Source organism: Tsuneonella sp. HG222 (assembly GCF_053819185.1).
This window is the reverse complement of record NZ_JBSOQZ010000001.1, coordinates 769,267-790,382: the sequence shown is the minus strand read 5'-3', so window position 1 is coordinate 790,382 and position 21,116 is coordinate 769,267. Positions and strand designations below refer to the sequence as shown.

25 protein-coding genes are annotated in these 21,116 nt (G+C 67.7%); 16 read left to right on the top strand and 9 right to left on the bottom strand.

Going from position 1 to position 21,116, the window contains the following annotated elements; genetic code table 11:
• The first annotated feature begins 14 nt into the window (after window positions 1-14).
• The 4 genes from ACWPMZ_RS03955 to ACWPMZ_RS03940 all read left to right on the top strand — a co-directional run bounded on the left by ACWPMZ_RS03955 (window position 15) and on the right by ACWPMZ_RS03940 (window position 4,158).
• On the top strand, window positions 15-1,544 hold the full coding sequence (locus ACWPMZ_RS03955; protein ID WP_455702710.1) for a putative bifunctional diguanylate cyclase/phosphodiesterase: 1,530 nt from the start codon (window positions 15-17) through the stop codon (window positions 1,542-1,544).
• A complete protein-coding gene (locus tag ACWPMZ_RS03950) occupies window positions 1,522-2,862 on the top strand; it encodes a methyl-accepting chemotaxis protein (RefSeq protein ID WP_455702709.1) in 1,341 nt (446 codons plus the stop codon). The genes ACWPMZ_RS03955 and ACWPMZ_RS03950 overlap by 23 nt, the downstream gene beginning before the upstream one ends.
• A 123-nt stretch (window positions 2,863-2,985) precedes the next feature.
• Window positions 2,986-3,780, top strand: coding sequence for a hypothetical protein (locus tag ACWPMZ_RS03945; protein WP_455702708.1), 795 nt, complete (start codon window positions 2,986-2,988; stop codon window positions 3,778-3,780).
• 12 nt (window positions 3,781-3,792) lie between these two features.
• Window positions 3,793-4,158 (top strand): hypothetical protein, encoded by a 366-nt coding sequence (locus ACWPMZ_RS03940; RefSeq protein WP_455702707.1) that lies wholly within the window; start codon window positions 3,793-3,795, stop codon window positions 4,156-4,158.
• A 61-nt stretch (window positions 4,159-4,219) separates the two neighbouring features.
• Here the strand turns inward: ACWPMZ_RS03940 and ACWPMZ_RS03935 are convergent, their stop codons facing one another.
• From ACWPMZ_RS03935 to ACWPMZ_RS03925, 3 genes are read right to left on the bottom strand one after another with little or no spacing between them, the layout of a single operon-like run.
• Entirely contained in the window at window positions 4,220-4,351 is a 132-nt protein-coding gene (locus ACWPMZ_RS03935) for a hypothetical protein (RefSeq protein ID WP_455702706.1), read from the bottom strand.
• A gap of 3 nt (window positions 4,352-4,354) precedes the next feature.
• Complete coding sequence (locus tag ACWPMZ_RS03930) at window positions 4,355-4,687, bottom strand: hypothetical protein (protein WP_455702705.1); 333 nt, start codon at window positions 4,685-4,687, stop codon at window positions 4,355-4,357.
• A gap of 34 nt (window positions 4,688-4,721) precedes the next feature.
• Window positions 4,722-4,934, bottom strand: coding sequence for a hypothetical protein (locus ACWPMZ_RS03925; protein WP_455702704.1), 213 nt, complete (start codon window positions 4,932-4,934; stop codon window positions 4,722-4,724).
• Between the two features lie 171 nt (window positions 4,935-5,105).
• On the opposite strand from ACWPMZ_RS03925, the gene ACWPMZ_RS03920 reads away from it, so the two are divergent.
• From ACWPMZ_RS03920 to ACWPMZ_RS03910, 3 genes are read left to right on the top strand one after another with little or no spacing between them, the layout of a single operon-like run.
• On the top strand, window positions 5,106-5,450 hold the full coding sequence (locus tag ACWPMZ_RS03920; RefSeq protein WP_455702703.1) for an ArsR/SmtB family transcription factor: 345 nt from the start codon (window positions 5,106-5,108) through the stop codon (window positions 5,448-5,450).
• A complete protein-coding gene (locus tag ACWPMZ_RS03915; protein ID WP_455702702.1) occupies window positions 5,451-5,924 on the top strand; it encodes an SRPBCC domain-containing protein in 474 nt (157 codons plus the stop codon). It abuts the gene before it with no gap.
• Window positions 5,921-6,574 (top strand): glutathione S-transferase family protein, encoded by a 654-nt coding sequence (locus ACWPMZ_RS03910; protein ID WP_455702701.1) that lies wholly within the window; start codon window positions 5,921-5,923, stop codon window positions 6,572-6,574. Before ACWPMZ_RS03915 ends, ACWPMZ_RS03910 begins: the two co-directional genes overlap by 4 nt.
• A gap of 48 nt (window positions 6,575-6,622) precedes the next feature.
• On the opposite strand, the gene ACWPMZ_RS03905 is transcribed toward ACWPMZ_RS03910, so the two are convergent.
• Window positions 6,623-7,177 carry a nuclear transport factor 2 family protein gene (locus tag ACWPMZ_RS03905; protein WP_455702700.1) on the bottom strand — a complete coding sequence of 185 codons (555 nt, stop codon included), beginning with the start codon at window positions 7,175-7,177 and terminating at the stop codon, window positions 6,623-6,625.
• A 96-nt stretch (window positions 7,178-7,273) separates the two neighbouring features.
• On the opposite strand from ACWPMZ_RS03905, the gene ACWPMZ_RS03900 reads away from it, so the two are divergent.
• Window positions 7,274-8,683 carry a carotenoid oxygenase family protein gene (locus ACWPMZ_RS03900; protein ID WP_455702699.1) on the top strand — a complete coding sequence of 470 codons (1,410 nt, stop codon included), beginning with the start codon at window positions 7,274-7,276 and terminating at the stop codon, window positions 8,681-8,683.
• Here ACWPMZ_RS03900 and ACWPMZ_RS03895 read toward each other — a convergent pair.
• The 3 genes from ACWPMZ_RS03895 to ACWPMZ_RS03885 are packed head-to-tail and all read right to left on the bottom strand — an operon-like array spanning window position 8,680 to window position 12,100.
• Window positions 8,680-9,555, bottom strand: a complete 876-nt coding sequence (locus tag ACWPMZ_RS03895; RefSeq protein WP_455702698.1) for an alpha/beta hydrolase — start codon at window positions 9,553-9,555, stop codon at window positions 8,680-8,682. The two genes, ACWPMZ_RS03900 and ACWPMZ_RS03895, sit on opposite strands and share 4 nt — an antisense overlap.
• Window positions 9,552-10,655: an NAD(P)-dependent alcohol dehydrogenase gene (locus ACWPMZ_RS03890; RefSeq protein WP_455702697.1), complete on the bottom strand. Its 1,104-nt coding sequence runs from the start codon at window positions 10,653-10,655 to the stop codon at window positions 9,552-9,554. Before ACWPMZ_RS03890 ends, ACWPMZ_RS03895 begins: the two co-directional genes overlap by 4 nt.
• On the bottom strand, window positions 10,652-12,100 hold the full coding sequence (locus ACWPMZ_RS03885) for an aldehyde dehydrogenase family protein (protein ID WP_455702696.1): 1,449 nt from the start codon (window positions 12,098-12,100) through the stop codon (window positions 10,652-10,654). The genes ACWPMZ_RS03890 and ACWPMZ_RS03885 overlap by 4 nt, the downstream gene beginning before the upstream one ends.
• 218 nt (window positions 12,101-12,318) lie before the next feature.
• Here ACWPMZ_RS03885 and ACWPMZ_RS03880 point away from each other — a divergent pair, with 218 nt between their 5' ends.
• A complete protein-coding gene (locus ACWPMZ_RS03880) occupies window positions 12,319-12,672 on the top strand; it encodes a hypothetical protein (protein WP_455702695.1) in 354 nt (117 codons plus the stop codon).
• Window positions 12,673-12,720: 48 nt separating this feature from the next.
• On the opposite strand, the gene ACWPMZ_RS03875 is transcribed toward ACWPMZ_RS03880, so the two are convergent.
• Complete coding sequence (locus ACWPMZ_RS03875) at window positions 12,721-14,763, bottom strand: TonB-dependent receptor (RefSeq protein ID WP_455702694.1); 2,043 nt, start codon at window positions 14,761-14,763, stop codon at window positions 12,721-12,723.
• Between the two features lie 102 nt (window positions 14,764-14,865).
• Between ACWPMZ_RS03875 and ACWPMZ_RS03870 the strand changes: the two genes are divergently transcribed.
• The 7 genes from ACWPMZ_RS03870 (at window position 14,866) to ACWPMZ_RS03840 (ending at window position 19,624) form a co-directional block, all read left to right on the top strand.
• Window positions 14,866-15,429 (top strand): nuclear transport factor 2 family protein, encoded by a 564-nt coding sequence (locus ACWPMZ_RS03870; protein WP_455702693.1) that lies wholly within the window; start codon window positions 14,866-14,868, stop codon window positions 15,427-15,429.
• A 76-nt stretch (window positions 15,430-15,505) separates the two neighbouring features.
• Window positions 15,506-15,886 carry a hypothetical protein gene (locus ACWPMZ_RS03865; RefSeq protein WP_455702692.1) on the top strand — a complete coding sequence of 127 codons (381 nt, stop codon included), beginning with the start codon at window positions 15,506-15,508 and terminating at the stop codon, window positions 15,884-15,886.
• Window positions 15,883-16,071, top strand: a complete 189-nt coding sequence (locus ACWPMZ_RS03860) for a helix-turn-helix transcriptional regulator (protein WP_455702691.1) — start codon at window positions 15,883-15,885, stop codon at window positions 16,069-16,071. Before ACWPMZ_RS03865 ends, ACWPMZ_RS03860 begins: the two co-directional genes overlap by 4 nt.
• Window positions 16,072-16,213: 142 nt before the next feature.
• On the top strand, window positions 16,214-17,344 hold the full coding sequence (locus ACWPMZ_RS03855; RefSeq protein ID WP_455702690.1) for a PepSY-associated TM helix domain-containing protein: 1,131 nt from the start codon (window positions 16,214-16,216) through the stop codon (window positions 17,342-17,344).
• 109 nt (window positions 17,345-17,453) lie between these two features.
• Entirely contained in the window at window positions 17,454-17,897 is a 444-nt protein-coding gene (locus ACWPMZ_RS03850) for an RrF2 family transcriptional regulator (protein ID WP_455702689.1), read from the top strand.
• Between the two features lie 113 nt (window positions 17,898-18,010).
• Window positions 18,011-18,778 carry a sulfite exporter TauE/SafE family protein gene (locus ACWPMZ_RS03845; protein ID WP_455702688.1) on the top strand — a complete coding sequence of 256 codons (768 nt, stop codon included), beginning with the start codon at window positions 18,011-18,013 and terminating at the stop codon, window positions 18,776-18,778.
• A 39-nt stretch (window positions 18,779-18,817) separates the two neighbouring features.
• Entirely contained in the window at window positions 18,818-19,624 is an 807-nt protein-coding gene (locus ACWPMZ_RS03840; RefSeq protein WP_455702687.1) for a lipid II flippase Amj family protein, read from the top strand.
• A gap of 4 nt (window positions 19,625-19,628) precedes the next feature.
• On the opposite strand, the gene ACWPMZ_RS03835 is transcribed toward ACWPMZ_RS03840, so the two are convergent.
• Complete coding sequence (locus tag ACWPMZ_RS03835; RefSeq protein WP_455702686.1) at window positions 19,629-21,101, bottom strand: aldehyde dehydrogenase; 1,473 nt, start codon at window positions 21,099-21,101, stop codon at window positions 19,629-19,631.
• Window positions 21,102-21,116: the final 15 nt, after the last annotated feature.

Sequence of the window (21,116 nt, the reverse complement as noted above, 5' to 3'; positions counted from 1 at the left end):
AGGGGGGCGGCGATTTGCGGCTTAAGGCTCACGACGGCGAATTGTCGCCCAGATGGCTGGTGATCGGCTCGATGGCCGCGCTGAGCGCGATCGTCGCGGCTCTTCTCGCCTGGCTCGGCCGCAACGGCGCCTTCGCCGCGCCCGATTCCCTGCGGGCCCTGGCCATCGCATCCATCGTCTACTTCGTCGCCGCCGCACTTCTCGTGCGGATCGGGCTGGCCAACGTAGGCAAGCTGGAACGCATCGGTCTGACCGACAGCCTGAGCGGCGTGTCCAACAGGCGGGCGCTCCACTTCGACGTCAGTCGTTTGGCGCGGACGGGAGACGAGGTCGCCCTCGCCCTGCTCGATCTCGACGGGTTTAAGGCAGTCAACGACCACTACGGCCATTTCGTGGGCGACAAGCTGATCAAGGAAATGGCTGAGCTTCTTGGCGAGCTCTGCGATGGCGAGGCACGCCATTATCGCCTCGGCGGCGACGAGTTCGCGATCGTGGTGATCGGCCCGCTGGCCGCCAATATCCTCGAAAGCACCTGCCGCCGCCTGCTCGACCGGCTGACCAAGCCCATCGCCATCGACGATCGCAAGTTGTCCATCGGCGCAAGCGTGGGCCTCGCGCGCAACGGCATGGGCGGCGCGGCCAGTTCCTCCGAACTGCTGCGCCAGGCGGACGTGGCGATGTACGCGTCCAAGACCGGTGGAAAGATGCGCTGCACCTGGTTCACCGAGGATTTCGACAAATTGCGCGAGCGCTCCCGCATAATGGAGAGCGAATTGCGCCAGGCCCTGGCCAAGGACGAGTTCCACATGGCCTATCAGCCGCTGGTCCATGCCCAGTCGGGCGCAATCGTGGCGGTCGAGGCTCTGCTGCGATGGGATCGGGGCGAGCGCGAGGCGATCGGGCCCAACGTGTTCATTCCCATCGCCGAAGAGACCGGGCTGATCAATCCGATCGGGCGCTGGGTCCTGCGCCAGGCGTGCCTGGATGCGCTTACTTGGGGCGATATCAAGCTATCGGTCAACGTTTCCCCGGCGCAGCTGCGCAATCCCGAATTCCCGATCCACCTGGGCCATATTCTCGAGGAGACGGATTTCCCGCCCGAGCGGCTCGAGCTGGAAATCACCGAGACCTACCTGGTCGGCGATCCCGCCGTGGCCGGGCGCGCGCTCGACATGATCCGCAGTTTCGGCGTGGGCGTGGCGCTGGACGATTTCGGCACCGGCTATGCCTCGATCGGCTTCCTGCGCAAGTTCCGCTTCGAGAAGCTCAAGCTCGACCGCTCGCTGATCGTCGAGGCGGCCGACGACGAATCCAGCCGGGCGATGATGGTCTCTTCCATCGCGGTCGCCCGCGCGATGAACATGGGCGTGACCGCGGAAGGCGTGGAGACCGACGCCCAGGCCACCCTCGCCCGTTCGGCCGGCTGCGACCAGATGCAGGGCTGGCTCTATTACCGCGCGGTCCCGGCCGCCGAACTCACCCAACTGCTCGACATATCGCGCACCATCGGAGACGAACGTCATGGACATGTCGCACACGCCTGAGGCGCCCACGCCGGACGACCTGGACCTGGACCGCGCCGCGCGGGCCGCGGCCCAGCCGTTCGACCGCGAGCGCCGCATGTTCGGCACCGGCACGCTGGGCCAGCGGATGCGCACCGTGCTGGCAGCCTTGACGGGGCTGGCCGCCGGCAACGCCGCGCTGGCGCTGGCGATGTGGCTCGGCACGGACGCGGTTCCAGCCTGGGCATTCACGGTCCTGTTCGCCCTCACCGCCGGCATCGCGGTCACCGCCTGGGCCACCCAGCGCCTGATCAACGAGGACATCATCCGTCCCCTGCGCAGCGCCAAGCGCAGCGCCATCGCGCTGGCGGAGGGCCGCCACGAAATCGAGATCGAGGGGCAGCACCGCGCCGACGAGATGGGTGACCTGGCCCGCGCACTGGTGACCATCCAGAAAGCCGCGCGCAAGTTCCAGAAGCTGCGCAGCGAGACCGACGGAAACAAGGAAAAGCACGCGGCCGCTCTGCGCCAGCTAACCGATCGGTTCGACCAGACGGTGGTGGAAGTCGTCGGCAGCGTCGCCTCGGCCTCGAGCGAACTGCAGGCCACCGCCACCGCGATGGCGGCGAGCGCCGAGCAGTCGGCCAGCCAGTCTTCCCGCGTGAGCATGGCGCTTGCGGAAGCGACCGCGGGCGTCACCGCCGCGGCCGCCGCGAGCGACGAATTCGCCATGTCGATCGGCGAAATCAGCCGCCAGGCCTCGACCAGCGCCGAACTGGCCCGGAAGGCCAGCGTAGCTGCGGTCGATGCGGACCAGACCATTTCCGAACTGACCAGCAGCGCCAGCGAAGTCGGCAAGATCGTGGAGCTCATCTCCACCATCGCCCAGCGGACCAACCTCCTCGCCCTCAACGCCTCGATCGAGGCGGCGCGCGGCGGCGAGGCCGGGCGCGGCTTCGCGGTCGTCGCCAGCGAGGTTAAGGAACTGGCCACGCAGACCGGCAAGGCAACCGAACAGGTCGCCGCGCAGATCCGCGCGATGCAGGACACCACAGGCGCCAGCGTCACTGCGCTGCGCGACATCGCGGGCCAGATCAAGCAGCTGGAGACGACCGCCGTGTCCATCGCCGCGGCGGTCGACCAGCAATCGGTTGCCGGGCAGGACCTTGCCCGTTCGATCGACATGGCCGCCCGCAGCGCCGAGGAAGTGACGAGCAATATCGAGATGGTGCGCGAAGCCTCGCTCGCCACCGGCAGCGCGGCGAGCCAGGTACTGACCAGCTCCACCGACCTCGAGAAGCAGGCATCGTACCTGCGCGGCAAGGCGGCGGATTTCATCGAGCACGTGCGCCAAGCCTGACGCGCGCACGCCCTGCCTGGGGCGCTCTTTCCCGCCGGCAGAGGCCATGCTACGGCCCGCGCACAGCGGGGGGCGATACCCTTCGCCCCGCGTATCGCAGCGATCGAAAGGCCAGGCCCCTCCATGCTGGGGAAACTCTTCGGAAAAGACCCGCCGCCCGAAGCCGAAGCCGCACCGCCCGAGCGGTCCGGCGCCGCGGAAGCGCGCAGCTACACGGCCGGTTGGCTGCTCAACGGCGAGCAGGCGACGATCATCTGGGACACGCCCAAGCAGGTCCGCACCCATTCGCAGAGCGCGGACCCCCGCTCCGTCGGGCAATGCCCTTCGGTGATCGATTTCGACCGCCGGCATTGGGTCATCAACTGTCCGATCGACGTGCACCTGCGTTTGCAACTGACGCCGCACGACATGAACATCACCAACCTGCTGGCGGACAAGAGCCCGATCCGATCAGAGGCGCTGCAGAAGCGGATCGTGTTCCAGCCGCGGCACGAATGGCGCCACCCGGACCGCCCGGTGCTGCAGATGCTGACCCCGTTCACCTTCGTGACCGACGATCCGCTCTTCGTGAACCAGACCCCGCCGATCCTGCATTACCTGGGCGATACGCGCCCCGGCACCCAGATCAGCGGCCGCTTCCCGATCGACATCTGGCCGCGCGCGCTGATGTGGGCCTTCGAATGGCACGACACCACGAAGGACCTGATCCTCAAGCGCGGCGAGCCGCTGTTCTACGTCCACTTCGAAGGGCCGAACCCGGCGGCGCACACGCGCGTGATCGAAGCCGCCCATACGCCCGAGCTCGATGCATTCGTGGCCTCCATCACCGGGGTCACCGAACTCGTCGGGCAGACCTACCAGCTGTTCAAGACCGCGCGCGAGCGGCGCCCGGCCCGGCTGCTGGTGCCCAAGGAATAGAGGATTTCCGCTGTGAAGTACGTTCGGATGGAGCAATGGTCGGTCGACGGCGACACGATCACGCTCGACATGCTCGGCGATGACGATGCCATCCACACGATCGCGGTGAGCACGCAGTGCGCCGCCGCGCTGGTTGCGGCGCTGGCGGCCGAGACCGCCAAGCTGAGCGGGGACGAGGCCGAGCGTCAGCTCATCCGTCCGTCCGGCATGCAGACGGGCAAGACCACCGATGGGGAGCCGATCCTGTTCATGTCGCTCAAGGGCGGCGCCGAACTACCCCTGGTGTTCAAGGCCGAGGCGCTGAGCGTGCTGATCGCCGAGCTCGAGAAGCTCAGGCTCGTGCTCCAGCCGGGCAGCGGCCAGGTGCGCTGGCACTAGGGGATCAAAGCCTCGTCGGCGCTGCTGCAGGAAACTGCAATCGCGACCGGCTCATCCAGGATCAGGTGTTCCGCAGGTTCTCCAGCCCTTTCACGGAACCCGGCTTCACGCTGGGCTGAGAGGCATTGGTCTTGATCTTTTCCGCCTTGGGCTTGCGGACTTCGCGGTTCGATTTCTTCTGACTTTTCGCCATGGGTTATTCTCCGGCAAGCTGTTCGGTGGGTTCTTCGGCCGACTGCAAAGCTTCACTCGCGCGCCGGGCCTCGCCGATTTCGGCAGCCGAGCCATCCTCCAGCATCGCCCTTACCTTGACGGCACCGGCTTCGCTGGCAGTTGCGACGGCGAGCGGACGACCACCGAGTTCGGGCAGATCGGCGTTGAGGAACGCGATCGCGGCCTCCTTGCCCAGCGAAAGGAACGCCAGGCGCGAGATATCCCCCTGCCTGACGGCCTGATCGCGCGGGATCGGGACGGATTTGGCGCGCCTGCGCCAGTGCGATGCGGGCGCGCTGATTTTCTCTTCGGTCACGCGGGCGGCTCTCCTTTGAAGGTGGGAACGAGGTTCACAGGAGCTCGCGCTCCAGCTTTATCATGCGGCGCGCCTGGGCGACGGCGTCGGTCAGGCTGGTGTACTTGAACCCGCCGACCGAATAGGTTTCCGTGACGTGGCGCACGATGCCGAGGGATGCGGCGAGCTGTTCCGGGGGAACGCTGCCTCCCTGGATCACCGAAGCTTCGGGTTTGGGCGGGTCCACGTTGGGCTGGGGGTGAGGCATCGGACGGCTCCCTTGCTGCAAGCGGGAGCCCTCGGTCTCTCAGTCGAGGGCGCTCACAAACAGACTGCCGCATCGATGCATCCAAAATGGGGTGTCTGCCGCGAAATGCAAGGAGCGGCGACCCGGTTCGCCCCGCTTGACACCGCCTGCCATCCAGCAATACTTAAGTGGATGCTTCAGTATGAGTCGCAACCTCTCGACAAGGCGTTTCATGCGCTGTCCGACCCCAGCCGACGCGCCATGGTCGAACGGTTGAGCCGCGGTCCGGCCACCGTCAGCGAGCTTGCGAAACCCTTTCCTATGACCCTCTCGGCCGTGACGCAGCACCTCAAGGTGCTCGAGGAGTCGGGCCTCGTCAAAAGCGCCAAGCAGGGCCGCGTGCGCACGTGCATGCTGGATGCCGGCGCGATCGACCGGATCGACCGCTGGATCACCGAGCGCCGGCAGTTCTGGGAGCGGCAGTACGATCAGCTCGAAGCCTATCTGGCCCAACCGCATCCGACGGGAGAAGAATAGATGACCGTGACAAACGCCACATTCGTTATCGAACGACACTTGAACGCGGCCCCGAGCCGGATCTTCGCAGCCTATGCCAGCCTCGAAGCCAAGGCCGCATGGTTCAGGACTCCGACCGATGCCGAAGTGCTCGCCCGTCATCTCGATTTTCGCGAGGGCGGTACCGAGCGGTTCCATGCACGCTGGCCGAGCGGTCTGGTGACCGACTTTCAGGCAACCTATCACGACATCGTCGAGAACGAGCGGATCGTCCTGGTCTACGATCTGCTCCACGGGGGCGAGAAGCTGTCCGTGTCCCTGCAGACTATCGAGCTCAGGGCCGACGGCGAGCGGACGACGCTGCTCCACACCGAGCAGGGCGCCTACTTTTCAGGAGGGATCGAGGCCGTACAGGCGCGCGAGCATGGCACGACCTGGCATGTCGACAATCTGGTGGCGAAGATCGAGGGGCGGGAAGCGAGGGCATTCGCATGACGCTCGAGCTCTTCTCCCACCCGTTTTCCTCGTACTGCCAGAAAGCGCTGATCGCCTTCTACGAGAACGATATCCCCTTCACCTACCGCATGATGGAGGATGCCGGGGTCGGCGAGGAACTCGCCCGCCTGTGGCCGATGAAGAAGTTTCCGATCCTGCGCGACGCAGACCGGGTCATTCTGGAAGCGTCGATCATCATCGAACACCTGCAGGTCCGGTATCCCGGCCCGGTCAAGTTGATCCCCGACGACCCGGACCTGGCCGTCGAGGTGCGGATGCTGGACCGCGTGTTCGACAACTACGTGATGACGCCGCAGGGCAAGTTCGTGCTCGACGCGCTGCGGCCGCCGGAAGCGCGCGATCCCTATGGGGTCGAGGAAGCGCGCAAGGTGCTCGAAGTCAGCTACGCCTGGCTCGACCAGCGGATGAACGGCCGAACCTGGGCCGTGGGCGAGAGCTTCACCCTGGCGGATTGCGCCGCCGCGCCCTCGCTGTTCTACGCGGATTGGACCTGGCGCATCCCCGACCGCTTCAAGCACCTGATCGCCTATCGCCGGCGCCTGCTGGAGCGCCCCTCGTTCGCCCGCGCGGTCGACGAGGCGCGCCCGTTCCGACACTACTTCCCGCTCGGGGCACCGGACCGGGACTAGGCCGGAGTCTCTGGCTGGTCGGATTCTCCAGTCAGCCGCCGAGCGAGATTACCAACCGTCCCCGGTCTGCTCGTCGAACGGCCGCGTGTCCGCGGGCGGGCTCTTGTAAGGCGGACGCAGCGGCAGGGTACGCTCGCCCTTCCAGGGGATCTGGTCGGCCGCCGTCCAGGCATTGACCGCCAGCTTGAAGAACACCCAGCGCCCGTCTTCCTTGATCAGCCGGTCGTCGCGCGTGCCGATGCCGAACACGAAGTTGGTGTTGTAGTCGGCATTCCACTGGATGATCTGGAAGAAGCAGCGCACCCGCGCTCCCTGCTCCATCGGGTCCATGATGAAGTGGCTCATCAGGTGCTGGCGGCCGTACCACCAGTGCTGCCGGTCGTACCACAGGCTGCGCAGGTTCTTGCGGATGGCCTCGTGGCCCTGGACCTTGCCTTGCCACAGGTGATCGAATTCCGCCTCGCGGGCGAAGGTGGCGATGGCCTGTTCCTCGTCGGCCAGGTCGATCCCCCAGGCATAGCGGGCGTAGAGCTCCTCGATCTCGCCGCGGTCCTGCGCGGGCATGACCTTGGGCACCCCTTCGGGCCAGGCGTTCTCTGCCATTTGCTATCCCCTCCCCCTCGGCGCTTGCCATTCCCGCGCGCGCACTGTTCAATCGATCTTAGCAAACTAAGCAATCGAATCCACCGGGAGAGGCAGATGCCGGAAATATTTCACCCCTACGCCAGCTTCGGCGGCCAGACCCGCAGTCCGATGCGGTTCGAGGCCGACGTGTTCGAGTGCGAGGTGGTGGGAGAGATCCCCGAGGCGCTGCGCAACGGCGCCTATTATCGCACCGGTGCGGACCGGCAGTACCCGAGCATGGAGGAGGACATCATCCTGGCGGGCGACGGAATGGCCAGCATGTTCCGTTTCGAGGACGGCCACGTCAGCTTCCGCAGCCGCTACGTCCAGACCGAGCGGCTTAAGGCCGAGCGCGCGGCCCGGCGGCGGCTCTACGGCACCTATCGCAACCGCCATACCGACGACGAAAGCGTCTCGAACCTGCCGCAGCGCGACAACACCGGCAACACCAACGCCTTCGCCCACGGCGGCAACGTCTACGCCCTGCGCGAGGATTCGCGGCCCTATCGGCTCGATCCCGAAACGCTCGACACGCTCGACATCCCCGCGTTCGAGGGGCTGCGCTCCACCGCGCTCACCGCGCATCCCAAGATCGATCCGCAGACCGGCGAATGGTGGTCCTACGGCGTGTTCGCCGGGGGCGAGCCGACGACCGACGCCAGCCTGCACGTGTTCGACAAGGACGGCCGCCTGCTGCGCGAGGAATGGTTCCACACGCCCTACCCCGGCCTCAGCCACGACTGGGCGGTCACGCGCGAGCATCTGGTGTTCCCGATCATGCCGCTGGTCGCCGACGAGAAGCGGCTGCGCGCGGGCGAACCCTATTACCAGTACGATCCCGACCTGCCGACCAAGTGGGGCATCATGCCGCGCGGCGGCACGGTGGAAGACCTGCGCTGGTTCGACATTCCAGGCATCGTGCTGGGCCACATCATGAACGCCTATACCGACGGTTCGAAGGTGATCGTCGACACCCCGGTGAGCCCGGGCAACTGCTTCTGCTTCTTCCGCGACAAGCACGGCAACCTGCCGAGCATGGCCGAGACGGTGACCCAGCTGACCCGCATCACCTTCGACCTGTCGAAAAACGGCGCCGAGGCGGTGACCATGGAGCCGGTCCAGGGCGCCTATGGCGACATGCCCAAGATCGACGACCGCTACGCCATGGAGAAGTACCGCGTCGGCTACCTGGCGTTCCGCGACCCGCCGCGCATGGGGATCGCGCAGATCGACTGGGACAGCCACGAACTACGTTTCCACGACCTGGAGGCTGCGGCGGCGCAGGAGCCGGTGTTCGTGCCCCGGACGCCGGATTCAGCAGAAGGCGACGGTTATATCCTGACCGTGGTCGACCGGTTCGCCGAGAAGCGCACCGACCTGCTGATCCTGGACGGCAACGACGTGAGCAGGCCGGCGCTGGCCACGATCAAGCTGCCCTTCGCCCTGCCGATGGCCTTTCACGGAAGCTGGGTGCCGGCCGGCTAGGACGTCGCGCGCCGCACGAAGTCGGCCACCAGCTGCTCCACGTCCTCGACCGTCGAACCCAGGCTCTGCGCCGGGGTCAGGTGGTTGTGCCCGGCCAGGAAGTGCAGCTCGGGAAAGGTGCCTTTAGCCTCGCCCCAGGCACCGGCGAAGCGGGCTGCCTCACGCTGGAAGCTCTCGGGATCGAACTCGCTGACCGTCAGGCACAGCGGCACCTGCGTCTGCAGCAGGCCGGGAACGCAATTCGCCTCGCCATAACGGCTCTCGTCGGCGCCGTAGTAGGCGCGGTGCATGTCGTTGGGCGCGGTGGCGACCGTATCGTAGATGCCGCTCATCAGCACCGCCCCGGCGATGCCGCCGCCGGGCGCCACGTGATGCGCGGGGAAAGCGACGTAGCTGGCGACGTGGACCGCCCCGGCGGACTGGCCGCACAGCACGATGCGATCCGGGTCGCCGCCGTATTCGGCGATGTTCTCGCGCAGCCAGCCGACCACCTGCGCCAGATCCTCCGGCCCGCTGGGCCAGGTACTCCCGGGGGCGAGGCGATAGGTCACGGTAACGCCGATCCAGCCCATCCGCGCCGCAAAGTCGCCCACGTTGCGATAGAACGGGGTCGCATCGCTGCGTTTGTCGCCCATTACGAACCCGCCGCCGTGGACGAAGACGAAGACCGGCGCGTCCTTGGCCAGGTCGCGGCGGTAGATGTCGAGCCGGTGGCGCTCGTCCGGACCGTAGGAGATGTCGACGTCCTCGATGGTCTGCGGGTCCATCCCCTGGAACAGGCCGGCGAAAAGCTGGCTCGTCCCGCCCAGCAGGCCGGGCGAAAGCTCGCGGCCCAAGGCGTCGAGCTTCGCGCGCAGGTCGGGGGTCATCATGCGGGGTCTCCGATCAACAGGACGGGTTTGATCGCCTTGCCCGAATGCGCATCGGCAAAGGCGCGGTCGATTTCGGCGAAGGGGTAGAAGGTGAGCAGGCGGTCGAACGGGAAGCGCCCCTGGCGCCAGTACTCGGCCAGTTGGGGCAGGAACAGTCCGGGATGTGCGTCGCCGCCCAGGATGCCGCGCAACTGCCGCCCGCCCGCCAGCATGGCGAACATCCTTGGCGTCCAGTCGCCGCGCGGCGCGGCGACGAAGCCCGCGGTGCCGTTCATCGCCAGCGCGTCGAGCGCCCAGGAGTGAACCTCGGGCACGGTGGTGGTGTTGAAGGTGAAGTCGACCCCGCGCCCGGTGACGGCGCGAACTTTGTCGGCCACGCCTTCCTCGTCCGCCGCGATGCAGTCGGTCGCGCCCAAGTCGCGAGCGAGTTCGAGCCGCGAGCGGTCGATGTCGATCGCGACGATCCGCTTGGCGCCCACCAGCTTCGCCGCCATGACGGCGCTGAGCCCGACGCCGCCGGTGCCGAACACGGCGATGGTATCGCCGTAGCCAACCTTGAGCGCCTCGATCACCCCGCCCGCGCCGGTCACCACGCCGCAGCCCAGCGGTCCCAGCTTTTCGAGCGGCAGGTCCTTGTCCATCTTCACCGCGGTGCGCTGCGGCACCACGCAGTGGGTGGCGAAGCTCGACTGGCCGAAGAAGTGCGAGTGGACGCTCTCCCCGTCACGGCTGAGCGCGGTCGACCCGTCCAGCCGCTGCGCGCCGAAGCACAGCGGCATGGCGAGATCGCAATAGGTCGGCCGGTTGGCCAAGCAACTGGGGCACCGTCCGCACGAATTGCCCGACAGGATGACGTGATCGCCCACCGCGAACCCGGCAACGCCTTCGCCCAGTTCCTCGACCACGCCGGCGCCTTCGTGGCCCAGCACGATCGGATGCGGCGCGTGGCGGCCGGGATGCTCGTGCAGGTCGGTGTGGCAGATGCCGGTGGCGATGAGCCGCACGCGCATTTCACCCGGGCGCGGCACCTCGAGCTCGAGCTTCTCGAGCGAGGGTGCGGCGGAGGCAGGATCGCGGCTGACAGCGGCGGTGATCTTCACGCGCCCTTCCCCAGGTGATGATCGTCCTGGATGTCGGCGACCGGCCCGGTCTGGGTCAGCAGGCTCTTGCGGCGCAGGAAGCGGCGCAGGCTTTCGGGTCCGATGCGCGGAGCGCCGTACCCCGACCAGCCGAAGCTGTCCGAACCGAAGGTGCGCAGCTTGGCGAAGGTCAGGAACGTGTCCTGCAGGAAGATGCCACCGGCATTGAGCCGCTTGCCGATGGCCTTGGCCTCCTCGGCCGAGCCGGCAATCACGCTGGCGGTGAGGCCGAATTGCGTGTCGTTGGCCAGCCGGATCGCTTCCTCGGTATCGGCAAAGGCCATGACGGGAATCGTCGGGCCGAAGGTTTCGTCCTGCATGATCAGCATGTCGTGCGTCACGCCGGTCAGCACCGTCGGGCGCAGGTAGAGGCCGCCGCCGATGTTCTCGACCTGGCCGCCCGTCAGGACTTTCGCGCCCTTGGCAACGGCGTCCTGCAGGTGGCGGGTGACGATCTCGGCCTGCGGGGCGAAAGTGAACGGGCCGATATGCCCGGCGCGCGGATTGTCGGCATTGAGCCGCACCTTCTCCGCCAGCGCCACCAGCTTTGCCACGAAGGCGTCGTGCACGCTCTCGTGGACGTAGACCCGTTCCACCGAATAGCAGACCTGCCCGGTGGCATAGACCGCGCCGCGCAGCACCGCCGTCGCCGCCCGGTCGAGGTCGGCGCTGGCGGTGACGATGCACGGATCCTTGCCGCCGAGTTCCAGATTGCACGGGATCAGCCGTTCGGCGCAGGCCACGGCGACCTTGCGCCCGGTCGGGACCGAGCCGGTGAAGCAGATCGTGTCGGCCTCGGCGATCACCGCCTGGCCAACGGCGCCGGGGCCGGTCACGTAATCGAACACCGCGGCCAGCTCGGGCACGGTGCGGACGGTTTCGAACAGCGCCTCGATCACGCGCGGCGTGACTTCGCTGGGCTTGAGCAGCACGGCCGAGCCCGCGAACAGCGCGGGGATCGCATCGAGCAGCGCCAGCATCAGCGGGGCGTTCCACGGGCTGATGACGCCCACGACCGGGAAGGCGACGACCTGGCTCTCGACCTCGACCGTGGGCATCGACGTGCTCATGCCCTGCCACTCGAGCGCGGCGAACGCCTTGGGCGCGTCTTCCAGCCAGCCGCCGATGCCGCCCATGGTGATGAAGCCCTGCAGGTAGCTGGTGTGGCAGCCGCCGGTATCGACCGCGTCGGCCTCGCCGATCGCGACCGCCTGGGCCTTCACCGCGCCCAGCCAGCGGGCCATGACCGCGCAGCGGCCGCCCACCCCCAGCGCTTCCCACGCAGCTTGGTTACCGCGCAGCCGGGCCGCCTTCGCGGCGACTTCCTGCCGGTCCGAGATGGGCAAGGTGAAATCCGCTTCACCGGTGCGCGGATTGCGGACTTCGAGAACCTGAATATCGGCCATGTCTCTCCCTCATGCGCACCTTCGTAGAGAGGCGATAGCCTGAATCAACCGTTCCCTTCGGTCGGCGGATATTTCCCCGCGACCGCGTCCGCATCACGCCCGCCCCACCTCGCGCCCGCTTCGTCGCCCGGCGCCGAAACGGCCGGAACGAACGGGCCTGCCGGGTGATTGATGGTCGGAGGCACGAAGCATTTCGTGCGGAAATTCAGGAGCGTACGATGCAGAAGCAGAGCCAGAACAGTGGCGCCGGCAGCCGTCAGCAGGAGCAGGCCAATGCCGGGGGGAGCATGAACCCCGAACAGGAGCAGCCGCAACAGGAACAGCAGGGCGGCACCTACCGGCCCGAGGGCGATCGCGCGGTCGATTTTCAACCCGACGACGGCAACGATATAACAATGGAAACCGGCCAGCCCGAACAGACCGGCGGAAGCCACGGCCAGCCGGACCCCGGCCGGCGCGAGCAACAGCCCCAACAGTCCGACGCCGCACAGCGACGCCAGGCCGAGATGCAGGATGGCGATGGCGAGGGTCAGCAGGGAGACAGCGGGCCGCCGGGATACGGCGACCGCTGAGCAACAATCCGATCAGGAAAAGGGCCGCACCACGCGGCACTTTTCTCGTCAGAACCCGTAGCGCAGCCCGGCCCAGAAGGTGCGCGGCGCCCCGAGATCCATCGACCCGCCCTGGTTGCGCGTGACGACCGTCTCCCCGGTCAGATTTTCGGCGCGGGCGACGAAACTGAGCGCGTCGACCAGTGGGACCTGCGCATAGAGATCCACCGTAGTCGCGGCGGGAAGCACATCGGTCTGCTGATCGTCTTCGTACTGCTTGCCGACATGGCGCAGCGTGGCGGCGAACAGCATCCGCTCCGCCGGGCGCCAGCTCGCCGTCGCGCTCGCCGCCCATGACGGAGTTTGCGACGGGCGGAACCCGTCGAGGGCGGCGGCAGGCCCGCTGCCCTCCTGCCGCGCATCGGTATAGGCGAGCGAGGCATCGAAGCCGAACGCACCCTGCCTGACCTCGGCGCCGAATTCGAACCCTTCGGCATCGATCGCATCGATGTTGCGCCGCTGGCGCAGGTTGGTGCCGACGGTAACGTTGGTGATCGCGTCTTTCACGACGTTGTCGAAATAGGTCGCGGTGAAGCGCAGCCCCGGCCCCGGCCTCCAGTCGACCCCAACGTCGAAACCCTCGAGCGTTTCGGGCACGAGGTTCTCGTTGGCGTTGGTCGTCACCGGGAAGACCACGAAGGGGCGGTACAGTTCGTTGATGGTCGGCAGGCGCAGGCCGGAATAGGCGGCTGCGCGCAGTTCGAGCCCCGGGCTCGCTTCGAACACCGCGCCGCCGCGCCACGAAAATACCCAGTCTGATCGGTCGGCGAAGGTGTTGTCGGCCGTCGTCACGGTGCCCGGACCGTTGAGCGCGCGGTAGTATCCGTCGCGGATCGTGTATCGGTCCGCGCGGACGCCGCCCGTCAGGGTGACCGGGCCGATCTCCCAGTCGTCTTCCACGAACAGGCCGATGTCGGTGTTCACCCCGCCCGCGAACCGCTGCGCGGTGCGAACGCTGGTGGTGGCGTTGTAGGCGTCTTCCAGCAGGTCTCCCTTGGCGCGGCGATAATCCGCACCCAGGCGCAGCGTGTGCGCGTCGCCGACCGGGGGCCGAACCTCGATCTTCCCACCCTGCCCGCTTGCCGGAGTGTCCTTCTGGTCGAGCGAACGGTTGAACGTGGTGGAGGAGATCACCGTGTTGTAGAAATTGCGCCACTGCAGATAGCCGACCACGTCGAACTGCCAGTCACCGCGGCCGATCAGGCGGGCGCTCAGGTCCTCGCCCTTGCTGCCCGTGGTCGCCCCGGCGAACCGCAGGACCCGGTCGTCGTCGTAAGCCATGCCGCGAACCTGCAGCGTCAGGTCGTTGCCGATCGGCTGGACGATGCGCGCGGTGCCCGACCAGCTGTCGAACTTGGCCCGCACGCTTGCCGGTACGCGCTGTGCCTCGGGCGTGGTCCAGAAGCCCTTGCCCCGGTCCCACCGCCCGCTGATCACGGCGTAGCCCTGCCCCAGCTCGGGCGCGACGCTGGCGGACAGCTCGGTTTCCATCCGGTCGTTGACGAGCGCCGAGCCGGTGAACAGGCCGACGTCGGCTGCATCCGCGCTGTCGAGCTCGATCGTGCCCGCAAGCGCGCCCGCGCCGAACGGCCCCGAGCCGCCGCCCCGCGTCACGCGCACGCTTTCGAGCCGCGAGGGGTCGATGGCGGACAGCGGGATATAGCCGAACATCGGATCGGCCATCGGCACGCCGTCGAGCAACACGAGCGCGCGGCTGGTGGCGTTCCCGCCGAGCGCCCGCAGCGTCACGCCCTGCGCGCTGGGGTTCGAGGACCGGCTGTCGGAGCGGCGGAATTGCTGGAATCCGGCGACATTCGCCAGCGCGTCCTCCAGCCGGCCGGAAGCGGTCGAGACCAGCTGTTCGCGGTCGATCCGCTGGATGTCGTAGGCCGGCGTGGCCGGCGTCTCGTCGAGCCCGCGGCCGGTGACGATAATTTCCGGGCCGATTCCGGCCGGTGCGGGCGCGGCATCGCCGGCGGCATCCTGGGCAAAGGCCGGCACGGCGAGCGTACCGCTGGCGGCGGCCAGCATTAGGCGCAGTCTGAGGGGCATCCTGTCCGTCTTTCGTTGACTTTGTCCGCCCACGTAGCGGCTCATGCTTGCGGTGTCACGCTGCCTTTGGCAGGACTTGGCGGCAAGAGGGAGAGTCCATCGATGCGCAAAGCCGTCGCCGCCTTGCTGCTTGCAGGTTGCACCACCGCCCCCATGCCGCTCGCGGCCCAGCAGGAGACTGCCCCCATGACCGCAAACGTGCCCGCCAACGTGCCAGCAACCCCGCCCGTCGTGCCCAAGGACCACGCTCCGCTGCTGGCCAGCGCCGATCCGAAGCTCGCGGCCAACAAGCGGCTGGTCTACGACATGTACCGCATCGTGCTGCAGGCCGGCCTGGCCGACCGCGCCGGCGAGTTCATCGCCGCCGATTACATCCAGCACAACCCCAACGCCGGGCAGGGCCTTGCTGGGGTGCAGGACTACATCCGCAAGACCCGGCCCGAGCGGCCGATCGCCGACACGCTGGAGCTCCCGCTGATCCAGCTCATTGCCGAGGGCGACTACGTGATGACCAGCTTCGTGCGGCCGGAAAAGGACGCCGCGGGCGAGACTTATTACTCCACCTGGTTCGATCTCTATCGCATTGCCGACGGCCGGATCGCCGAGCATTGGGACCCCATGCTCAAGAGCGATCCGCCGATCGATCCCAACAGCAAGAAGCTCTGACCGGGCCGATCTTGATGGAAAGTGTCCTTGACAGGCAGCGGAAGCCTGTGTAAAGCCTCCTTTACAGGAGGTAACGATGTTCAATTCCAGGCAATACACGTTCGAACTCGGCGGGGCGCTTGTGCTCTATGCAGTGCTGCTGGTCGGGGCCAACACACTCGAACGGGCGATCCAGCCCGATGGCGCGCTGCTGCTTGCGGTCAATCTCGTGCCAATGCTCGGCGCCTTCGCGGCAGTCTGGGCGGTGCTGCGCGGCCTGCGGCGGATGGACGAGCTGCAGCGCCGCATCCAGTACGATGCCATCGCCTTCGCCTTTCTCGGCACCGCGCTGATAACCTTCGGCTGGGGCTTTGCCGAGGGCGGCGGGGCGCCGCGCCTGCCGACGTTCGCCGTCTGGCCGATCATGGGCGTGCTGTGGGGCGTCGGCCAGTTCGCCGCCGTGAGGCACTACCGGTGAACAATCGCATCCGCGAACTGCGCGCGGCCAAGGGCTGGAGCCAGGGCGACTTCGCCGAAGTGCTCCAGGTCTCGCGCCAGACGGTCAACGCGCTCGAGAACGGGCGCTACGACCCCAGCCTGCCGCTCGCCTTCAGCATCGCCCGGACCTTCGGGCTGACGATAGAGGAGGTGTTTCAACCCTGACGCCATCGGCATGCCCCGCCACCGCGCTGGCCACAGCGAGCTTTCCGGCTAGCGATCGACGTCGCATATCACCTCACCCGCATCCCGTTCTTGCGAAGCGTTAGCAAAACTGCTCAAGTGCTGTCGAACGACGGGGACATTCATGGCGACGACGGCAAATTCCACCACGGTGCGGCTCCGCCGCATGTGGTTCCAGGTGCACAAGTGGATCGGGCTGATCCTGGCCGCGGTCATCATCCCCATCTGCCTGACCGGATCGGCGCTCGTGTGGCACGACTGGCTCGAAGGCACGCTCAATCCCGAGCGCGCGACCACGGCGGCGGCCGACAAGCCGGCGCAGTTTTATGCCGATGCCGCGCGGCGCGCGCTCGCGCCGGGCGAGGCGCGGGCGCGACTGACCTGGCCCGAGAGCGGTAGCGGCCCCGTTCTTGCCGCCGCCTCGCTCGCCGGGCCGCCGCGGGGCGGGCGGCCGGTGTTTGCGCAATACTGGCTCGATCCGGTGGACGGCCGGGTGCTCGATACCGGCAGGAGCGATGCGGGTGCGGTCCATGTCATGCACGTGCTGCACGGCAGCCTGATGATCCCGGGAATGGGCCGCAAGATCGTCGGCTGGATCGGCTGGGCCATGCTCGCCTCGTCGCTCACCGGGCTGTGGCTGTGGTGGCCGTTTAAGGGCGGTTTCCGGCGCGGGCTGCGTTGGAAGCGGATGCCGACGACGAGCGGCAACCTGCACCACCAGGGCGGGTTCTGGATCGCGCTGCCGCTCGCGGTGCTCAGCTTCACCGGGGCGTGGATCAGCTTCCCCGCGTTCTTCGGCCCGCTTGCCGGCGACGGCCCGGGCGGCCCGCCGCCGGGAGCGCGCGGCGCGCCTGCCCCCTTGCTGGAGCGCACCGCCCTGAGCCCCGACACTGCGGCATCGATCGCCGCGCCGCTCGCCCCCGGCGAACTGCGCACCATCGCCTGGCCTACGGCGCCGGACGGACAGTGGACGCTGACCTACGACCGCGACGGCGGCCGGGCGGAAGTCAAGGTGGCCGACGCGACGGGCGAGCTCACCCCGCCCGATCCGCCCCGGCCTGAGACCACCGCGCGCCTGATGCGCAGATTCCACGACGGGACCGACATGGGCGTGGTCTGGCAGATCGTCATCTTCCTGGGCGGCCTGATCCCGGCCGGGCTGGCGGTGACCGGGGTGATGATGTGGCTGCGCGGACGCCGGGTGAAGGGCAGCGTGCGCGCGGCCTACGCGGCGCATAACCGGGGTCTGTCCTAGGCCGCTCGATGCGTCCGCGGCGTTTCGCGGGGCAACAGGTCGCGGACAAGTTATCCCGCCGGGCAACAGCCCGGTTGCAGCCGGCGACCGGTCGGTGCAGGACGAGAGCATGCTGTCGCAGAAGACACGCTATGCCATCAGGGCGATGCAGCACCTTGCGGACCATTACGGCAAGGGCCCGGTGCAGCTTGCCGACATCGCCGAAAAGCAGAACATCCCGGCCAAGTTCCTGACGGTCATCCTGTCCGAACTGGCGCGCTCGGGCATCATCGCTTCGACGCGCGGGCGCGACGGCGGGTATCTGCTGGCCATCCCGCCGATCGACATATCCTATGGCGACCTGGTGCGGCACATGCGCGGCTCGCTGGCGCTGGTGCCCTGCGCCAGCCGCTATGCCCACGAGAAGTGCCGCAACTGCCTGGAGGAAGGCGATTGCCGGACCCGCGCGCTGATGCTCCAGGTGCGCGATCGCACCGCCGACCTGCTCGACGGGATCAAGCTGTCCGACCGGATCGACCCGGTGCCTGCCTTTACCGACCAAGCGGAGCCCTGATCCCGCCCGACGCAAGGGCGCGTCGGCCGAACGCTCGGCGTATTGTCAACTCCGAAAGTAGAGTTTAGGCTTCACGCGTCTCGGCCAGCCCGCCACGCAGGAGCCCTTCCCGCATGTTCGATATCTCGTTTTCCGAATTGCTTCCGTTCATCCTCATCGGCTTCGGCGCGCAGATCGTGGACGGCGCTCTGGGCATGGCGTTCGGCGTCATTTCGCAGACCATGCTGGTGAGCATGCTGGGCGTCGCCCCGGCGACCGCATCGGCCAGCACCCACCTGGTTGAGATGTTCACCACCGGCACTTCGGGCGTGAGCCACATCTGGCAGCGCAACGTGGACTGGGGCCTGTTCAAGCGCCTCGTGCCGTTCGGCGTGCTCGGCGGCGTGGTCGGCGCCTATGTCCTGTCGAACATCGACGCCAGCACCGCCCGGCCCTTCGTCATGATCTACCTGGTGGGCGTCGGCATCTACCTGTTCGTCAAGGGCGTCAGCAAGTCGAAGCCGCGCTTCGAGGATCCCAAGACCACGCGGCCGCTGGCCATGGTCGGCGGCTTTCTCGACGCCGCGGGCGGCGGCGGCTGGGGACCGGTCGTCACGTCCAACCTGCTGGTCCAGGGCAGCGATCCGGCCAAGACCGTGGGCACCGTCAACACCGCGGAGTTCTTCCTGGCGGTTTCCGTTTCGGTCGCCTTCATCGCCTCGCTGGGATTCGCGGCCTTCACCGTCGCGACCGTGGGGCTGATCATCGGCGGCGTGGTCGCCGCGCCGTTCGGGGCGATCGTGGCGAAGCGCATCCCGGCGCGCACGCTGCTGGTCGGGGTCTCGATCGTTCTTGTGGCGACCAGCACCTTCTCGATCTACAAGGCCTGGCCGATACTCTAGGGCCCGCCACAAGCCGCCCTCCCCTGCGAAAGTCCCGCCATGATCGACTGGCCCCTCGTCGTCCTGTGCCTGCTCACCGGAGCGATCAACCTCATCGGCGCGCTGGCCTATGCCGCGCGGATCGCCGGGGTGCGCACCCGCCGGATCGCGATGAGCTTCGCGCTGTTCAACGTGCTGGTCCTCGTCTCGCGCCTGTCGAACAGCTTCCTCGCCCCGCTCGCGGCCAAGCGGGTGGAGAACGGCATCGTGGCCGGCGGCGGCGAGCACCTGCTGGCCGACTTCCGCTGGATCATGGGCTCGGCAACCGTGGGGGTCCTGCTTGGCATCCTGCTGGTGCCGACCTTCCAGCGCCTGTTCGCCGCCGCCATCGGCGCGATGCAGAAGAAGCCCTCGGTCGCCCGCCTCGCGCTGCGCAGCATGTCGCCCGGCGGGCTGGCGATGATCCGCCAGTCGATCGCGCCGCCCAGGGTGGCCAACCTGCAGCACCTGAAGCGTCCCAAGGAGGCAGGCTGGGGCATCCTGGTCGCCAACGCGCTGGCCCAGGCGCTGCTGGCGGTGGGCGTGTTCGCCTCGCTCTATGCCGGGTATCTCGGGCCGGACTTCCGCGTCACCGCCTCGCAGCTTTCGGCGGTCATCAACGGCGTCGCCACGATCCTGCTGTTCGTGCTGATCGACCCGCAGCTTTCCATCCTGACCGACGACGTGATCGACGGCAGCCTGAGCGAAGCCGCCTACCGCCGGGTGGTGACGTGGATCTCGCTCAGCCGGCTGGCGGGAACGGTTCTGGCCCAGGCCGCCTTCGTCCCCGCCGCCATGCTGATCGCCTGGATCGCGGCGCGAATTTGACCGGTCAGAGCTTGGCCGGCGCGCCGTCGAGCAGGATGGTCTTGGTCTCGAGGTAGGGCCAGATCCCCTCCTCGCCGCCTTCGCGGCCGATGCCCGACTGCTTGAAGCCGCCGAACGGCTGGCCGAATTCCATCCGCATCCCGTTCTGCCCGACCACGCCGGTGCGCACCTTGCGCGCGATGTCGTAGGCCGCCTGCGGATCGGTCGTCATGACCGAGCCGTTGAGGCCGAAGTCGCTCTCGTTGGCGATGCGGATCGCGTCCTCCTCGTCCTCCGCCGGGATCAGGCACAGAACCGGGCCGAAGATTTCCTCCTGCGCGATGCGGCTCTTGTTGTCGACGTTGGCGAACAGCGTGGGCTCGATGTAATAGCCTTTGTTCATGTGTGCCGGGCGCTGCCCGCCGGTGACCAGGACGGCGCCGGACTTGCGGCCTTCCTCGATGTACATCTCCACCCGGTCGAGCTGGCGCTTCATCGCCAGCGGGCCGAGCTGGGTATCGGGCTGGGAAGGATCGCCGATCTTCACGCCCTTCATGACCTTGGCGATCGCCTCGGCCAGTTCGTCGTGCCGGTCCTTGCTCACGATCGCGCGGCTCAGCATCGCGCAGATCTGTCCGCTCATCATCGTGATCGTGTTGCCCAGGATATTGGCCGCGTCCTCGATCGGGAAGTCGTCGCGCACGATGGCCGCGCTCTTGCCGCCCAGTTCGAACGTGGCGCGGGTCATCTTCGATCCGCAGACGCTGGCGATGTGCATTCCCGCGGCCGACGAGCCGGTGAAGGTCACCTTGTCGATGTCGTGCGAGTGGATCAGGTGATCCGATGCCTCGCGGTCCGCCGGCACCAGATTGACCACGCCCGCCGGGAAACCGACCTCCTCCACCGCCTCGGCGATGATGAACGCTTCGAGCGGGGTCTCCGGGCTCGGCTTCATGATGATCGTGCAGCCCGATATCAGCGCATAGGCGACCTTGTTGAGCATGATGCCGAACGGCGCGTTCCACGGCGCGATGCCCACGACGACGCCCACCGGCTCGCGGGCGATCAGCACGGTGTCGACCATCTGGCCCTTGCGCTGCTCGGTCCAGGCGAAGGTCTCGCCCATCGAAGCGATCCCGCGCAGCCCCATGACGGAGCCCATCTGCATCATCTGGCTGCGCTGCTCGAGCCCGCCGATCTGCGCGCACCAGGCGGCCGCGATCTCGGGCACGCGCTTCTCCAGCGCATCGGCCAGCTTCATCAGCATGGCCCCGCGCTCGGCCGGCGGCGTGGTCGGCCAGGGGCCGTTGTCGAACGCCGCGCGCGCGGCGGCAACCGCGCGGTCCATGTCGGCGTTGCCGGCCGCGGCGACCCGGGCGACGATCTCCTCGCTCACCGGGCTTTCGACCTCGATCGTATCGCCGCTGAGGGGCGCGACCCACTCGCCGCCGATGAACAGCTTGTCCGGGTGCTGGATGTTTACGCCTTGGGGGGTCATCGCATGTCTCCTTGC

Bases quoted from the DNA above. Each gene is read 5' to 3' on its own strand.
- ACWPMZ_RS03950 (WP_455702709.1), top strand. From the start codon at position 1,522: ATGGACATGTCGCACACGCCTGAGGCGCCCACGCCGGACGACCTGGAC.
- ACWPMZ_RS03945 (WP_455702708.1), top strand. From the start codon at position 2,986: ATGCTGGGGAAACTCTTCGGAAAAGACCCGCCGCCCGAAGCCGAAGCC.
- ACWPMZ_RS03935 (WP_455702706.1), bottom strand. From the start codon at position 4,351: ATGGCGAAAAGTCAGAAGAAATCGAACCGCGAAGTCCGCAAGCCCAAG.
- ACWPMZ_RS03925 (WP_455702704.1), bottom strand. From the start codon at position 4,934: ATGCCTCACCCCCAGCCCAACGTGGACCCGCCCAAACCCGAAGCTTCG.
- ACWPMZ_RS03920 (WP_455702703.1), top strand. From the start codon at position 5,106: ATGCTTCAGTATGAGTCGCAACCTCTCGACAAGGCGTTTCATGCGCTG.
- ACWPMZ_RS03915 (WP_455702702.1), top strand. From the start codon at position 5,451: ATGACCGTGACAAACGCCACATTCGTTATCGAACGACACTTGAACGCG.
- ACWPMZ_RS03910 (WP_455702701.1), top strand. From the start codon at position 5,921: ATGACGCTCGAGCTCTTCTCCCACCCGTTTTCCTCGTACTGCCAGAAA.
- ACWPMZ_RS03905 (WP_455702700.1), bottom strand. From the start codon at position 7,177: ATGGCAGAGAACGCCTGGCCCGAAGGGGTGCCCAAGGTCATGCCCGCG.
- ACWPMZ_RS03900 (WP_455702699.1), top strand. From the start codon at position 7,274: ATGCCGGAAATATTTCACCCCTACGCCAGCTTCGGCGGCCAGACCCGC.
- ACWPMZ_RS03895 (WP_455702698.1), bottom strand. From the start codon at position 9,555: ATGATGACCCCCGACCTGCGCGCGAAGCTCGACGCCTTGGGCCGCGAG.
- ACWPMZ_RS03885 (WP_455702696.1), bottom strand. From the start codon at position 12,100: ATGGCCGATATTCAGGTTCTCGAAGTCCGCAATCCGCGCACCGGTGAA.
- ACWPMZ_RS03880 (WP_455702695.1), top strand. From the start codon at position 12,319: ATGCAGAAGCAGAGCCAGAACAGTGGCGCCGGCAGCCGTCAGCAGGAG.
- ACWPMZ_RS03875 (WP_455702694.1), bottom strand. From the start codon at position 14,763: ATGCCCCTCAGACTGCGCCTAATGCTGGCCGCCGCCAGCGGTACGCTC.
- ACWPMZ_RS03870 (WP_455702693.1), top strand. From the start codon at position 14,866: ATGCGCAAAGCCGTCGCCGCCTTGCTGCTTGCAGGTTGCACCACCGCC.
- ACWPMZ_RS03865 (WP_455702692.1), top strand. From the start codon at position 15,506: ATGTTCAATTCCAGGCAATACACGTTCGAACTCGGCGGGGCGCTTGTG.
- ACWPMZ_RS03855 (WP_455702690.1), top strand. From the start codon at position 16,214: ATGGCGACGACGGCAAATTCCACCACGGTGCGGCTCCGCCGCATGTGG.
- ACWPMZ_RS03850 (WP_455702689.1), top strand. From the start codon at position 17,454: ATGCTGTCGCAGAAGACACGCTATGCCATCAGGGCGATGCAGCACCTT.
- ACWPMZ_RS03845 (WP_455702688.1), top strand. From the start codon at position 18,011: ATGTTCGATATCTCGTTTTCCGAATTGCTTCCGTTCATCCTCATCGGC.
- ACWPMZ_RS03840 (WP_455702687.1), top strand. From the start codon at position 18,818: ATGATCGACTGGCCCCTCGTCGTCCTGTGCCTGCTCACCGGAGCGATC.
- ACWPMZ_RS03835 (WP_455702686.1), bottom strand. From the start codon at position 21,101: ATGACCCCCCAAGGCGTAAACATCCAGCACCCGGACAAGCTGTTCATC.